At 65.4% G+C, this 14,674-nt stretch carries 12 protein-coding genes; 6 read left to right on the top strand and 6 right to left on the bottom strand.

The genetic code is table 11. From position 1 onward, the window contains the following. Positions 1–47: 47 nt before the first annotated feature. Positions 48–1,733: an aspartate-alanine antiporter gene (gene aspT / locus VSR72_RS10250; RefSeq protein WP_342952265.1), complete on the bottom strand. Its 1,686-nt coding sequence runs from the start codon at positions 1,731–1,733 to the stop codon at positions 48–50. Positions 1,734–1,770: 37 nt separating this feature from the next. Continuing rightward, the gene (aspT, locus tag VSR72_RS10255) at positions 1,771–3,453 is read right to left on the bottom strand and encodes an aspartate-alanine antiporter (protein ID WP_342952266.1); all 1,683 of its coding nucleotides are present in this window, start codon (positions 3,451–3,453) and stop codon (positions 1,771–1,773) included. Between the two features lie 571 nt (positions 3,454–4,024). On the opposite strand from aspT (VSR72_RS10255), the gene VSR72_RS10260 reads away from it, so the two are divergent. After that, complete coding sequence (locus VSR72_RS10260; protein ID WP_342952267.1) at positions 4,025–5,005, top strand: LysR family transcriptional regulator; 981 nt, start codon at positions 4,025–4,027, stop codon at positions 5,003–5,005. 113 nt (positions 5,006–5,118) lie between these two features. Here VSR72_RS10260 and VSR72_RS10265 read toward each other — a convergent pair whose 3' ends face one another. Further along, a complete protein-coding gene (locus VSR72_RS10265; protein ID WP_342952268.1) occupies positions 5,119–5,649 on the bottom strand; it encodes a hypothetical protein in 531 nt (176 codons plus the stop codon). A gap of 119 nt (positions 5,650–5,768) precedes the next feature. On the opposite strand from VSR72_RS10265, the gene VSR72_RS10270 reads away from it, so the two are divergent. Both VSR72_RS10270 and VSR72_RS10275 read left to right on the top strand, forming a co-directional pair. Next, complete coding sequence (locus VSR72_RS10270) at positions 5,769–6,569, top strand: crotonase/enoyl-CoA hydratase family protein (protein WP_342952269.1); 801 nt, start codon at positions 5,769–5,771, stop codon at positions 6,567–6,569. A 174-nt stretch (positions 6,570–6,743) separates the two neighbouring features. Continuing rightward, positions 6,744–8,561: a winged helix-turn-helix domain-containing protein gene (locus tag VSR72_RS10275; RefSeq protein ID WP_342952270.1), complete on the top strand. Its 1,818-nt coding sequence runs from the start codon at positions 6,744–6,746 to the stop codon at positions 8,559–8,561. A 66-nt stretch (positions 8,562–8,627) separates the two neighbouring features. Here VSR72_RS10275 and VSR72_RS10280 read toward each other — a convergent pair whose 3' ends face one another. Next, positions 8,628–8,897, bottom strand: a complete 270-nt coding sequence (locus tag VSR72_RS10280) for a hypothetical protein (protein WP_342952271.1) — start codon at positions 8,895–8,897, stop codon at positions 8,628–8,630. Between the two features lie 23 nt (positions 8,898–8,920). Here VSR72_RS10280 and VSR72_RS10285 point away from each other — a divergent pair, with 23 nt between their 5' ends. The 3 genes from VSR72_RS10285 to VSR72_RS10295 all read left to right on the top strand — a co-directional run bounded on the left by VSR72_RS10285 (position 8,921) and on the right by VSR72_RS10295 (position 11,705). Beyond that, positions 8,921–9,049, top strand: a complete 129-nt coding sequence (locus VSR72_RS10285) for a hypothetical protein (protein ID WP_342952272.1) — start codon at positions 8,921–8,923, stop codon at positions 9,047–9,049. Between the two features lie 190 nt (positions 9,050–9,239). Continuing rightward, on the top strand, positions 9,240–10,424 hold the full coding sequence (locus VSR72_RS10290; RefSeq protein WP_342952273.1) for an MFS transporter: 1,185 nt from the start codon (positions 9,240–9,242) through the stop codon (positions 10,422–10,424). Positions 10,425–10,547: 123 nt separating this feature from the next. Next, entirely contained in the window at positions 10,548–11,705 is a 1,158-nt protein-coding gene (locus VSR72_RS10295) for an MFS transporter (RefSeq protein WP_342952274.1), read from the top strand. A gap of 79 nt (positions 11,706–11,784) precedes the next feature. Here VSR72_RS10295 and fahA read toward each other — a convergent pair whose 3' ends face one another. Together fahA and hmgA are read right to left on the bottom strand one after the other, a co-directional pair. After that, entirely contained in the window at positions 11,785–13,098 is a 1,314-nt protein-coding gene (gene fahA / locus VSR72_RS10300) for a fumarylacetoacetase (protein WP_342952275.1), read from the bottom strand. Beyond that, the gene (gene hmgA, locus VSR72_RS10305; RefSeq protein WP_342952276.1) at positions 13,095–14,444 is read right to left on the bottom strand and encodes a homogentisate 1,2-dioxygenase; all 1,350 of its coding nucleotides are present in this window, start codon (positions 14,442–14,444) and stop codon (positions 13,095–13,097) included. Before hmgA ends, fahA begins: the two co-directional genes overlap by 4 nt. Between the last annotated feature and the right edge of the window lie 230 nt (positions 14,445–14,674).

Consider the following 14,674-nt stretch of genomic DNA (forward strand, 5'->3'; position numbering starts at 1 on the left):
GTGCCGCGCGCTTTTTGCTTCCTTGCACGGCACGCGTTGGGTTCATGTCATGCAAGACCGACGACGAGCGGCCCGAGCAGCGTGAGCAGCACGTTCGCGATCGCGTAGGTAATGGCGAACGGCACGGTGGGCACCGCGCTTTCCGCCTTGTCGAGAATGCCGCCGAAGGCCGGGTTCGCGCTGCGCGCGCCGGACAGCGCGCCCGCCAGAATGGCGGCGTTGTTGTACTTGAGCACGTAACGGCCGAACAGCATCGTGAGAAAGAGCGGGACAAGCGTCACCACCGCGCCGAGCAGGAAAATGGTGAGGCCGCTTTGCTTGATCGTCACGACGGCTTGCAGGCCCGAGTTCAGCCCCACCACGGCGACGAACGCCGCAAGACCGAAATCTTTGAGCAGTTGCGAAGCCGCGGGCGGCATCACGCCATACATGGGGTGCTTGCCGCGCATCCAGCCGAACACGAGACCCGCGAGCAGACAGCCGCCGCCGGAGCCGAGCGTGAGCGGAATGCCGGCCACGTTCACTACGATCAGGCCAGCCAGCAAGCCGAGCACGAGGCCCACGCCCATGTAGATGAAGTCGGTCTTGTTGCTGTATGCGAGTTCATAGCCGGCAGCCTGAACGGCGCGCTTCGTGTCCGTTGCCGTGCCGTAGATCGTCACCACATCGCCGTGCTCGAGCTGCGTTTGCGGCAGAAGCGGCACGGGCTGGCCCACACGTTCGATCTTCTCGATGTACACGCCATGGCGCAGATCGCGGTCCACGTTCTGGCGCACTTCCGCAATCGTCGTATGGTTCATGCCCTTCTTCGTGAACACGAGCTGGCGCGTTTGCATCACGAGGCTCATGCCACCCGAATCCGGCACTTCCGGTCCGATCAGCGCGCCCACTTCGACCATCTGCTCGCGGCGGCCCACCACCAGCACGAGGTCGTCGCGGCTCAGCACGAAGTCGGGCGTGGCGTCGAGCAGCTTGCCCGCGCGGCGGATCTTCTCGACCGCGACGAAGTCGCTCTCGGCCACTTCGATCTGCTTGACGGTCTTGCCCGCGCCTGCCTCGACGCGGAACACGCGCCCGAACAGTTCAGGCAGCGCCGTGATCTGGCCCGGCCCCGAGGCGGCGTTGCCGCCCGACATTTCGCGCTCGGCGTCCGCGGAGGCGTCCTTGAGGCTTCGGCCCATGAACTTCGGCAGGATGTTCACGCAGACGATGATCGCGCCGAGCGAGCCGAACACGTAGGTGACGGCGTAGCCGATCGCGACGTCGGCCTGCATGGCCTTGACCTGGTCGGCCGGGAGGCCCAGACGTGCGATGGCGTCGCCGGCCGTGCCGATGATGGCAGACTGCGTCATGCCGCCCGCGGCGAGGCCGGCGGCGAGACCCTTGTTTAGGTGAAAGAGCTTCGCGCAGACGATCACAGTGGCAAGACCCGCCAGCGCCATGAACACCGCCATGGCGATCTCGCGCAACGTCTTGCGGTTGAGGGAGTTGAAGAAGCCCGGACCGGAGTCGTAGCCCACGGCATAGATGAAGACGGCGAACATCACCGACTTCACGCCGTTGTCGACGGTCACTCCCACCTGGCTTACGACGACGGCCGCGAGCAGCGAGCCGCCCACGCCGCCTAACTGGAACTTGCCGAAATTGATCTGGCCAACCCAGTAGCCAATGGCCAGAGAGAGAAATAGCGCGATTTCCGGTGATTTGTGAAAGATGTCATGTAGCCATTCCATCGTGTCCTCGCTTTAGGAAAGATCCATCCATTGCTGCTCAACCGAACTTCGCCGCGAGCCCCACCACCACGGGGCCCATGAGCGGCAAGAGGATGTTCGACAGCGCGTAGGTGATCGTGTAGCCGATCACGGGAGTCGAATTGCCTGCTACGCCAACGAGCGCACTGATCGCCGGCGTGCTGCACTGCTGACCTGCAATCGCACCGAGCAGCATCGGCGCTTCGAGTTTGAGGAACATGTGCCCGATCCAGAGTGAGAGGAGCCCGGGAATCAGCACCATCAGGATGCCGGCAAGCGGCAGCGCGAGACCGTACTCGCGCACGAGCTTGATGGCGTCGGGGCCGGCGGAGAGCCCCACGGCCGCAATGAAGGTGGCAAGGCCGAAGTCCTTGAGCACCTGCGCGGCGGCCGAGGGCAGCGAACCCACCACGGGAAAATGCGAACGCAGCCAGCCGAAGAAGAGGCCCGAGAGCAGGCACCCGCCACCCGTGCCGAGCACGAGCGTGACGCCGCCCACGTTCACGCCGAAACGCCCGATCATCATGCCGACCAGCACGCCCAGGCCCAGATAGACGAAGTCGGTTTTCTGGGTCTGCTGGATCACGTAGCCAAGGCGCTTCGCGCCGCGCGCCACGTCGCTGGGCGTGCCGACCAGCGTGAGCACGTCGCCGCGATGCACGACCGTGCCGGGCAACGCGGGCACCGTGGTGTCGAGCCGCGTGATCGCGCCCACGTAGATGCCGCGGCCCGCTTCCGGCGAGGCGCGCTCGCGCATTTGCGCGAGCGTGAGGCCGTTGACGTCGCGCTGCGTAACCATCACATCCACGCGTTTCGCAAGCAGCTTGAACAAGCCCTCGCCGGGCAGCTCTTCGCCCAGACTGCCTGCGGCTTCGATCACCGCTTCGCGGCGCCCCGCAATCAGCACGATGTCGCCCGCCTGCAGCACCGACTGCGCGGTGGCGTCGAGCTGGCGTCCGTCGCGCAGCACGTGCTCGATTGTGACGTTGTTGCCAAAGCGCGCCTCGAAGGCCGCGACAGCGGTGCCGGCCGCGGGGCCCACCTTGAACGCGCGACCAACGAGCGGTGGCAGCGCGAGCCGCTGCCCTTCGTCGAGCGCGCCGTCGCCGCCGAGCTTGCGATACAGGCGCGCGGCCTCTTCACGCAGATTCACGCGCAGGATGAGCGGTGCAATCTGGCTAGTGAAGAGCACGATGGTGATGAGGCCAAAGAGGTAGCTCACGCTGTACGCGGTCACGATGTGCGCCTGCAGCGTGCTGACCTGGGCATTGGTCAGTCCGAGCCTCGTGATCGCTTCGGAAGCCGTGCCGATCACAGCCGATTCGGTGGCCGCTCCCGCGAGCAGGCCGGCCGCGGTGCCCGCATCGAGCTTCATCACCACGACGGCGATCATGATGAGCGTCATGACCGAGACGATCTCGACGATCGACAGGAGACCGTAGCGCCAGCCGCGCCCGACGTTCGCGAAAAACTGCGGACCGCCCGTGAAGCCGAGCGCGAAGATGAAGAGTGCAAAGGCGATGTTCTTGAGGTCCGGCGAGATGCGCGCGCCGGTTTGCCCGAGCACGAGCGCGACGATCAGCGTGCCGCACACGCCGCCGAGAGAGATTGGCCCGAAGCGGATAGAACCGATCAGATAACCGAGCGCGAGGCTCACGAACAGGGCAATCTCGGGTTGCGACTTCAGCAATTCGACGATCATGTCTGGTCTGCCGATTTACGTTTTAGTTAGCCCGAAAGCATGCTCGAAAAGGAGCGCGAATGCACATTAAATAACATGCAATGCCGATGCAGGTCGTTATTTTCCCCACGTGCAACAATTCTTTCACGCAGCAGAAAAATCAATGCGCGCTTATTCCCGGCTTGTGAATTACGATGAATTCACAGACCGCAATGGCTTGCAACGCCCTACAGACAAAGGGAAATCCTGCGTGAATCTGTCATGCAATGCGGGCGTCCGCGCCCGCATGAACTCCGCAAACACGTTATCCGCAATGCACAAACAATCGATAGTGACAAAAACGCACAACACATTCCTCACTCAATACATGCCAGTTGAGTATTGGATCTTTTACAAGTAAGAAATGCTGCCGTGTGTTGAGATAGATATTGTAATTCTCACGGACTGTCAATATTATTTTTGTTAGATTGCCGTAATCGTCCATTCGACACATATCGTCCAGAACAACACAGCAAGCCGCTTCGCTCGTCAACTTCGCCAGCAGTCGCAGTGCCCCTCAACCGGTCCATGCATCGAGCATACGAGGCTACACATGAACCAGATTCACGCCATGCGCGTCTTCGTCAGGGTTGCGGAAACCGAGAGCTTTCGTCGCGCCGCGCAGCAGCTCGACGTCTCCAACGCACTCGTCACGCGCTCCGTCGCGATGCTCGAGGCACACCTGAATACACGCCTCATCAATCGCACTACGCGCAATCTCGCGCTTACCGAGGCAGGCCTGCGTTATCTCGAGGGCTGTCGTTGCGTGCTCGAGGAACTCGATCATCTGGAGCGCTCGCTCGCGCACACGGAAAGCGAGCCGAGCGGCACGCTTCGCGTAGTGGCCGCGGGCGCGCTCTCGCTCGCCACGCTCACGCCGCTCATCGACGGTTACCGGCGTCTGTATCCGCGCGTGAACGTGCGCCTCACGCTCGCCGAGCGGCCCGTGGATCTCGCGGAAGACGGCTTCGACGTGGGCATCGTCGGCGCCACGCCCGCACGCAACGGCGAGTGCGTGGAGCGTGCGCTCGGCACCACGACGTTCGTGCCCTGCGCGTCTCCCGCATGGCTCGCCGAGCACGGCGAGCCGCATACGCCCGAGCAGCTCGCACAGTGCGCGGCGGTGGCGCTGCCTCCCGAGGAGCGCAGCGCGACGTGGCAGTTCGCGAAGCCCGGCGAGCGCGCCCAACCAATCACGCTGCAGCCCGGCTACGCCGTCAACAACATGCTGATGGTGCGGCTCGCGGCGCTGGCCGGCATGGGCGTGGCGATCGTGCCCGCGCCGCTCGTCGCCGACGATTTCAACGCGGGCACGCTGCGGCGGCTGTTACCCGACTACGATATCGACGACCCCGACGCGCGCATGTCCATCGTCTATCCGAGCCGCCAGTATCTGCCCGCGAAGACGCGCCGCTTCGTCGACTACACGGTGGAGCATTTCGAACATGCGCACAACGCGTCGCCAGCGACGAACTCAGCGTCATTGCCGGCGAGTTCCGCTGGCGCGCCTGCCCGGCCGCTAAGCGTGGCGTGAGCACGCAACGGGGCGCGCGTCGTGGGCGCCCCGTCGTTTGAAAACATGTGATCGAAAACATGCCGCTTGCAAACGCGCTGTTTGTGAACATGCCGTTCGCGCGCGGCGGCACATCACAATCGGGGCGAGTTGCCGTCCACGGGAACCAGCAGACCCAGGTCGCCCGCGCCGCATAATTCGCGCAGCAATGCCGCTTCGCGCTCGTGCACTTCCACCGGCAGCCACAATGCCCCCGCCCACGCGAGGTAGCGCGCGCGATGCTGGCCATTGCGAAACGCCACCACGCCCTCGTGCGCGAGACCGAACCAGCCGGCCACCCCCGCCGCGCGGCGCTTGCTGATCGTCACGTACGGCATTTGCGGCACGCGCTCGTTCTCGGGATCGAGAAACTCGCGGATGCCGCGCACCTTGCCGCTATGCCAGTCGTCGACGGGCTTGAGCACGTAGTCGGTGTCGTCGCGGCCGGCGCACAGGAGCAGCTTGTGCAGATCGACGATCACGACGACATGGCGCGTGCCGTCGGTCGTGAACACGCGCTTGAAGCGCACGTGGTCATACGCGTCGTGGTCGGGCAACGGGACGGTCCAGAAAGGTCCACAGGCGGGATACGGCGAGGAATCCGAAACGGAGATGGTGCTGGACATGGACGTCGATTGCATGCGTGCGTTGGGGGCAAACGTAGTTCAGGAATTGAAACCGGCCTAAGCTACGGATAGACCATTAAATTTTTATGACGAATGCGCGGTGCATCGAGGACACGAACATGACCATCGAAACCTTCGGCGAGCACGTGCGCATCGAAGCGCAAGAACGTGTAGCAATTCTCGTGCTCGATCGCCCGGCGCAGCGCAACGCCATCGACAGGCCCGTTGCGAACGCACTCGCCGCCGCCTTTACGCGCTTCGAAGAGAATCCCGCATGGCTCGCGGGCGTGCTGTACGGCGCGGGCGGCACGTTCTGCGCGGGCGCGGATCTCACCGCGCTCGCCGACCCCGAACGCCGCAACGAAATCCACGCCGACGGCAGCGGCCCGGGTCCGCTCGGCCCCACGCGCATGTCGCTCAGCAAGCCGGTGATCGCGGCGATTTCCGGCTACGCCGTTGCCGGCGGCCTCGAACTCGCACTGCTGTGCGACCTGCGCGTGGTCGAAGAAGATGCGGTGCTCGGCGTGTTCTGCCGCCGCGTGGGCGTGCCGCTCATCGACGGCGGCACGGTACGCCTGCCGCGTTTGATCGGCCTTTCGCGCGCACTCGATCTGATCCTCACGGGGCGCGCCGTCGATGCGCAGGAAGCGCTCGCGTTCGGCCTCGCCAATCGCGTGGTCGCGAAAGGCGGCGCGCGCGAGGCCGCAGAGCGACTCGCCGCGCAACTGGCAGCGCTTCCGCAAGCGGCGTTGCTCGCGGACCGCCGCTCCGCGCTCGAACACAGCATGCTGCTCGACACGGCCGAGGCGTTGCGCCGCGAAGGTGCGCTCGGCTATCGCGCAGTGCTCGACGAAGGGCTCGCGCTCGCCGCGCGCTTCGCGGCCGGCGCGGGCCGTCATGGTGCACCGCTCGATCCGTAGACCATTGATCTTGAAGGCGCGCGCGCGACCCACTACATTGAAATTGATCCGCGCCGCTGCCCCCGCCTCTGCCGCCATTTGTCATGACGCTGAGTACGCCTGCGTCTAACGGCAATCTTCAGACGAACCGCCCCGGCGCCCCCTTCCCTGATGCCGCATCACGGGAGAGATCTCATGCCGACGGATCGAATCATCCGCTTCGCGGACTTCGAACTCGACGTCGAGCGGTACCAGTTGCGCCGAGAAGGTACGGCGGTCCGGCTGGAGCGGTTGCCCATGGATCTTCTGATCCTGCTCGCCTCGCGCCGCGGCGAGCTGATCTCGCGCGCGGACATCGTCGACCGGCTGTGGGCCGGCAGCCCCTTTCGCGACACCGACAACGGCCTGAACACGGCGATCCGCAAGATCCGCATCGCGCTCGCCGACGACCCCGCCAATCCGCGTCACCTCATCACGGTGAAGGGCAAGGGCTATCGCTTCGACGGCATCCTGCCCGAGTCGTCCGAGGTTCACGGTGCGTCGGCTGCCGCGCGCGACTCGCACGCGCCGCGCGAGAGCGAGCAGACGCCGCCCGCCGTGCGCATGCTGGTGCTGCCGTTCGCCAACCACACGGGCGACGCGAGCCAGGAGTGCCTGTGCAGCGCGCTCGCCGACGAGATCTCGGTTACGCTCGGCGCGCTCAATCCGGAGCGCCTGCTCACGATCGCGCGCACCACGGCGGCGCGTTACCGCGCGACGCAACAGAGCATCGGCGAGATCGCACGCGAGCTGAAGCTCGACTACGTGCTCGAAGGCTCGCTCACGCGCGCGGGGCAGCAAACGCGCATTCTCACGCGGCTGATCCGCTGCGCCGATGAAGCGCAGATCTGGAGCCGCGCACACGAGAGCGCCACGCAAGGCGCGCTCGACATCCTCAAGGAAGCGGTCGCGGCGCTCGCCGAGAACCTGGCATCCACGCTTTCCGAGCAGCAGCGCACGCGCCTCGAGCGGCGCCTGCCCGTCGATCCCGCCGCGCACGATGCGTATGTGCGCGGGCGTTTCTTCTGGTATCGCCGCGTGCATTTCGAAGCGGGCTTTTGCGCGCACCACGGCATCGACGGCGAAGACTTCGTGCGCAGCCGAACCTACTTCGAGTCCGCGCTCGAGCACGATCCGAGTTACGCGCTCGGCTATACGGGCCTTTCGAACTACTACGGATCCACAGTGGTGCATGGCTTCGTCGCACCCGACGATGGCTGGCCGATCGCGCGCTCGCTCGCCGAAAGCGCGCTCGAACTCGACCCGGACCTGCCCGAGGCGCATCACGCGCTCTCGGCCGTACGCTACTTCTACGACTGGGACTGGGACCAGGCCGAGGCGGGCTTCAAGGACGCGCTACGGCGCAATCCGAGTTACCCGGAGGCGCACAGGCTCTATGCGCGCATGCTCGTGGCGGCAGGACGCCGCGCGGAGGGCGACGCCGCGATGGAGCGCGCCGAGCGCATCGATCCGCTGGCGTTCCAGGGGTCGCGCGCGTTCGGCATGGTGATGTCGGGCAGGCATGCGGAAGTCGTGAGCGAATATCTCGCGCCGGGGCACATGGACCATCCGCCGCTCGTGTATCAGCTGCTCGCTACCGCGTTCGAAGTGAAGAAGCTGTACCCGCAGGCCGTGGACGCCACCGTGGAGGCGCTCGAGCACTGCAATCAGCAAGCGCGCGCGGCCATCATTCGCGCCCGCTGGGAAACGGGCGGCTATGACGCGGTGCTGCGCTGGTATCTGGAAGATCTGCTCGCGCGGCGCCGGGCCCGCTACACCTCGCCGTTACTCATCGCCGAGGCCTATGCGCGGCTCGCGCAGCCCGACGAAATGTTCCGCTGGCTAGAAACAGCGCTCGCCGAGCGCAGTTCGCGGCTATGCGAGTTGCGCACGAATCCGTGGTTCGCGCCCTGGCGTCCGACGGGACGCATGCGGCTCATCGAAAAACATATAGGCGGCGGCCCGACACGCTGAGCGGTTGGCGCGTATCGCGAGAGCGCGTCGCGTCGCCGTCCTGATACGTCGGTCTCCCTTGTCTGCTCAGTTGCCGTGGTAGAGCCCTTCGCTCAGAGCCTTCTGCTGACCCGATTGCTGTGAGCGCACCAGGTCCTGATAGACCTGCGCGTGCGTGATCCGCATCGGCGCGCCCGAAGCGCTCGTCGACATCGGCGAGCCACCCACGTCCTGCGCCACCGGCGGCGTGGCGGCCTGTTGTGTCTGGTCGTCGCTCTGCGTTTGCGCCAGCGCGCTACCTGCGAACAAGGCGGCCGCTGCGGCCACCGCGATGCGTACTGTGTTCATCGTCTTCATGTCATCGCTCCAGGAGGTTGCGCATGTTCGGTTCCGTCATGCGCGGGACGGGCGACGCGGCGGGCGGGCCGGATGGCGGACTGTTTCGCTCACGGAATCGTCTGGGTATCGTGCTGCGCACGAGCGCATTGCGCCATGCACGTAACCTGTAGAAATCGTCAAGAAATGTGAACGAACGTTGAACGAGGGTCGGGGAAACAAGCTGTTGTTTTCCCAACAGCACTGAAAAGCGTGCCGTATGCGTTGTGTCGGGTTTCAGTACAATTCCGCGTTGACTTAAATAAAACGGCTTTGGGCTTAAGCCCGTCGCCGAACTGCGCCGATTACTCGCCACACCACGCCATGCCCTTGCCTCTGCTCGCCCTTGCCGTTGCCGCCTTTGGTATCGGTACCACCGAATTCGTCATCATGGGCCTCTTGCCCGACGTCGCACGCGACCTGAGCGTCTCGATCCCGGCGGCGGGCATGCTCGTCTCGGCCTACGCGCTCGGTGTGACGATCGGTGCGCCCATCGTCGCCATCGCCATTGCCAACGTGCCGCGCAAGCAGGCGCTCATGCGCCTGATCGGCATCTTCATCGTCGGCAACCTGTTGTGTGCGCTCGCCCCGAACTATTCGATCCTGATGGCCGCGCGCATCGTCACCGCGTTCTGTCACGGCGCGTTCTTCGGCATCGGCTCGGTGGTCGCCGCCGGTCTCGTCGCGCCGAATCGCCGCGCCCAGGCCATCGCGCTTATGTTCACGGGCCTGACGCTCGCCAACGTGCTCGGCGTGCCGCTCGGCACGGCGCTCGGCCAGATCGCCGGCTGGCGCACCACGTTCTGGGCCGTGACGGCCATCGGCATTCTCGCGGCGGCGGCGCTGCAGGTGTGCCTGCCCGCGAAGATCGAAATGCAGAAGGCGAGCCTCGTGCATGAGTTCGGCGTGCTGAAGAATCCGCAAGTGCTCATGGTGCTCGGCATGAGCGTGCTCGCCTCGGCCAGCCTCTTTGCGGTCTTCACCTACATCACGCCGATTCTCGAAGACGTGACGGGTTTCTCGCCGCATGAAGTCACATTCGTGCTGCTGCTGTTCGGCCTCGGCCTCACAGTGGGCAGCACGCTGGGCGGCAAGCTCGCCGACTGGAAGCTGATGCGCTCGCTCCTCACGTTCCTCGCCATGATCGCCGTGGTGCTCGCCGTGTTCTCGCTGACCATGCACGACCAGATTGCGGCCATGGCGACGATCTTCGTGTGGGGCATTCTCGCGTTCGCGATCGTGCCGCCGCTGCAGATGCTGATCGTCAACCGCGCGAGCGACGCGCCCAACCTCGCCTCCACGCTCAACCAGGGCGCGTTCAATCTCGGCAATGCGGGCGGCGCGTGGATCGGCGGCGTCGCGATCAGCGCGGGTGCGCCGCTCACGGCGTTGCCGTGGGTGGGCGTGGCCACTGCATTCGCGGCGCTCGCGCTCACGCTGGTTTCGGCGCAGATCGACCGGCGCGCGCGCCGGCGCGTGGCGGTTTCGGGGCCGACCTCCTGCGCGTGATGCCTTTTTTCGATGCGGGCATGGGCAAGCGCTCATGGCATTGAGTTGCGTTGAAGCGCGCGTGCTCAACCTGAGGCACGCCGGCGCCGCGATTTTCGCGCGCACGTAGTAGCATCTCGCCCGATGAAAACCGTCCTCACCCGCGACTTTCTCGCGCTGATCCTGAGCGTGGCCGTGGTCGGCTTAGGCTCCGGCGCGACGCTTCCGCTCACCGCCCTCGCCCTTACCGACGCCGGTTACGGCACCGCCATCGTCGGCCTGCTCACGGCCGCCCAGGCGCTGGGGGGCCTCGCCGTCGTGCCGTTCACGGCGTGGATCTCCACGCGCTTCGGCTCACGCCAGGTGATCGTCGGCTCGGTGCTGACCGTGGCCGTTGCGACGGCGCTCATGCAGGCGAGCGGCAACCTGTGGCTCTGGGCGCTCCTGCGCATGCTCTGCGGCGCGGCGCTCATGCTGCTCTTCACGATCGGCGAAGCGTGGGTCAACGAACTTGCCGACGACTCGAATCGCGGCCGCGTGGTGGGCATCTACGCGACCACGTTCACGCTGTTCCAGATGTCGGGCCCGGTGCTCGTGAGCCAGATCGCGGACTACACGGCGTGGCGCTTCGCGATCTGCGGCGCGATCTTCCTCATCGCGCTGCCGATGCTCGCGGCGATCCGCTCGAACCCGCAGCCAACCGACATGCACGAGCCGCACGGAAGCTGGCGCCACGTAATGCCGAAAATGCCCGCGCTGATCGTCGCCACCGGCTTTTTCGCGCTGTTCGACACGCTCGCGCTATCGCTGTTGCCGCTCCTCGCAATGGGGCACGGCATCAACACCGAGGTGGCCGTGCTGTTCGCCTCGGTCGTGCTGCTCGGCGACACGATCATGCAGTTCCCCATCGGCTGGCTCGCCGATCGCCTGGGCCGCGAGCGCGTGCATGCGCTCATGGGCGTAATCGTCGCGGTGCTGTTGCCGCTTCTGCCCTTCGTGGTCGATACGCCCTGGCTGCGCTGGCCGCTCCTCTTCGTGCTGGGCGCGGCGGCGGGCTCCATTTATACGCTTGCCATCGTTGCGTGCGGCGAGCGTTTCTCGGGCGTCGCGCTCGTTTCCGCAAGCGCCCTCGTGAGCGCGGCATGGAGCGCGGCGAGCTTCGGCGGGCCGATTATCACGGGCGCGCTGATGGAGCACGCGGGCCACGACGCGATGCTATGGGTATTGTTCGCGGGCGCGCTGGTGTTTCTCGGCGCGCTGCGCTGGGAGCGCTCGCGAGGCCTTGCGCAAGCGCGCGCATAACGCGAGCGCGAACAAAAAAATACGGCCGATGCGCCTTCAAAGCGCATCGGCCGTTTTTGCGTTTCAGACTAAAGCGTCTTTACTTCAGCGCCGGCAGGATCTTGCCAACGCAGGCGCCGAAGCCCACGCGATAGCCGTCGCCCTGGCACCAGCCCGCGAGCGTCAGTTCGTCGCCGTCTTCGATGAAGCCCCGCGTGCCGCCGCTCTTCAGTTCGAGCGGATTCTTCGCGTTCCACGTGAGTTCGAGCAGGCTGCCGAACGAGTCCGGCGTCGGACCCGAGATCGTGCCCGAACCCATCAGGTCGCCCACGCGCGTGTTGCAGCCTGCCACGGTGTGATGCGCGAGTTGCTGCGCCATCGACCAGTACATGTGGCGGAAATTCGTGCGCGCGATGGTCGTGGCCTCTTGAACGCCTTCGGGGCGCATCAGCACTTCCAGCGAAATGTCGAAGGCGTGGTCGCCTTCGTGGCGCAGATATTCGAGCGGCTGCGGTTCCTGCACCGGCTGCGCGACGCGGAACGGCTCCAACGCGTCGAGCGTCACGACCCACGGCGAAATCGTGGACGCGAAGGTCTTCGCGTTGAACGGCCCGAGCGGCACGTATTCCCATTGCTGGATGTCGCGCGCGCTCCAGTCGTTGAGCAGCACCATGCCGAAGATGTGGTCCTCGGCGTCTTCGCACGCGATCGGCTCGCCAAGCGCATTGCCGCGCCCGACGATGAAGCCCGTCTCCAGTTCGATATCGAGCTTGCGGCAGGCGCCGAACACCGGACGCTCCTGATCGGGCAGCTTCAACTGGCCGTTCGGGCGGCGCACCGGCGTGCCGCTCACCACCACCGACGACGCGCGGCCGTTATAGCCGATCGGCATCTCGGACCAGTTCGGCAGCAGCGCATTCTTCGGATCGCGAAACATCGAGCCGACATTCGTCGCGTGTTCCTTCGACGAATAGAAGTCGGTGTAGCCCGGAATCTGCACGGGCAGATGCAGTTTCGCATCGGCGAGCTTGACGAACGCGCGCTGGCGCAGTGCCGCGTCGTCGCGCAGCGTGGCCGTTTCGCGCGCGAGCAGCGACGAAAGCTGCACTCGCACGCTGCGCCACGTATCGCGGCCAAGCGCGATGAAATCGTTCAGTGAGGCACGCGCAAACACGTCCTGCTGCGCGCTCGCGGGCAAACGCAGCAGGCCGGTTTCGTGCAGCACCGCAAGGTCGGCCACGAGATCGCCGATCGCCACACCCACGCGCGCCTTTGCATTGGCGGCGTCGCTGAACACGCCGAACGGCAGGTTCTGGATCGGGAAATCGCACTGCGCGTCGTTCGCGCGCTCGATCCAGCTCTTGCGCTTGGGGTCGAGCGTCGCCTTGAGTTCGTCAGTCATGGTGCTGTTCATTGCGGTTCCGGATTGAAGTGTTTCGTGAGGCCTTGCCAGCATTCGAAGTAATGCGCCTGCAGCTGGCTCGTTTCGAGCGCGTAGCGCGTCGGGCGGATCAGCGTGCGGGTTTCGAACATGAAGGCCATCGTGTCGCCGACCTTGTGCGGTTTCGTCGTGTCGGAGTTCGAGGCTTTTTCGAAGGTCTCGGCATCCGGGCCATGACCCGACATGCAGTTGTGCAGGCTCGCGCCGCCCGGCACGAAGCCTTCGGCCTTGGCGTCGTACACGCCGTGCACGAGGCCCATGAATTCGCTCGCCACATTGCGGTGATACCAGGGCGGGCGGAACGTGTTCTCGGCCGCGAGCCAGCGCGGCGGGAAGATCACGAAGTCGATCGAGTCGACGCCCGGCGTGTCCGTGGGTGCGTGCAGCACGAGGAAGATCGAAGGATCCGGATGGTCGTAGCTGATCGAGCCAATGGTGTTGAAGCGGCGCAGATCGTACTTGTAGGGCGCGTAGTTGCCGTGCCACGCCACCACGTCGAGCGGCGAGTGGCCGATGTCGGCGCGCCAAAGCTGGCCGTTGAGCTTTGTGACGAGCTCGAAATCGCCTTCACGGTCTTCATACGCGGCGACGGGCGTGAGGAAGTCGCGCGGATTCGCGAGGCCGTTCGAGCCGATCACGCCGAGATCCGGCAAACGCAGCAGCGCGCCGAAGTTCTCGCAGATATAGCCGCGCGCTTCGCCATCGGGCAGATCGACCGTGAAGCGCACGCCGCGCGGGATCACGACGATCTCGAACGGCTCGACGTCGAGGCGACCCATCTCCGTGCGGATGACAAGGCGCCCTTGCTGCGGGACGATCAGCAGCTCGCCATCGGTGTTGTAGAAAAAGCGGTCCACCATCGACCGGTTCGCCGCGTACAGGTGGATCGCGCAGCCGCTCATCGAGGCCGCCGAGCCGTTGCCCGACATCGTCACCCAGCCGTCGATGAAATCCGTGGGCTCCGTGGGCATGGGCAGCGCGTCCCAGCGCAGCTGGTTGGGCGGCGTGGGCGGCACATCGCCGAAATCGGCGACGAGGCGCGGCGCCCCGTTCACGCTCAAACGCGAGGCGACCGCCGTGAATGGCTGATGCACCGCGCCCGGACGGATCCGGTAGAGCCACGTGCGGCGGTTGTGCGAGCGCGGCGCGGTGAACGCGGTGCCCGAGAGCTGCTCGGCGTACAGGCCATAGGCGCAGCGCTGCGGCGAGTTCTGGCCTTCGGGCAGCGCGCCCGCCAGCGCCTCGGTCGCGAATTCGTTGGCGAAGCCGCTCATGTAGCCGTGCTGGACTTCGGTTGGGTGCCGCAAAGGTGCGTTCATTGCTGTCTCTCCACGTTCTCGGGCCGTGACATGAGGTCACGCGATTTACGGATGGTAAAACGAATTACGTTTAGTGAAATTACGTGTATACCCTGAAGGATCGACGGAGAGCCCCAGAACGCGTGTAGAGCGCTCCAGAACCCGTGTAAATAGTCGATAACGTTATGACCAAACAGTCCATCCGGCGCGGCTGCGGGCTGCTACCATCGGGTCATGCGACCCCGTGTCGG

The sequence above is a fragment of the Paraburkholderia sp. JHI869 genome (assembly GCF_038900775.1).
Lineage (GTDB): Bacteria > Pseudomonadota > Gammaproteobacteria > Burkholderiales > Burkholderiaceae > Paraburkholderia.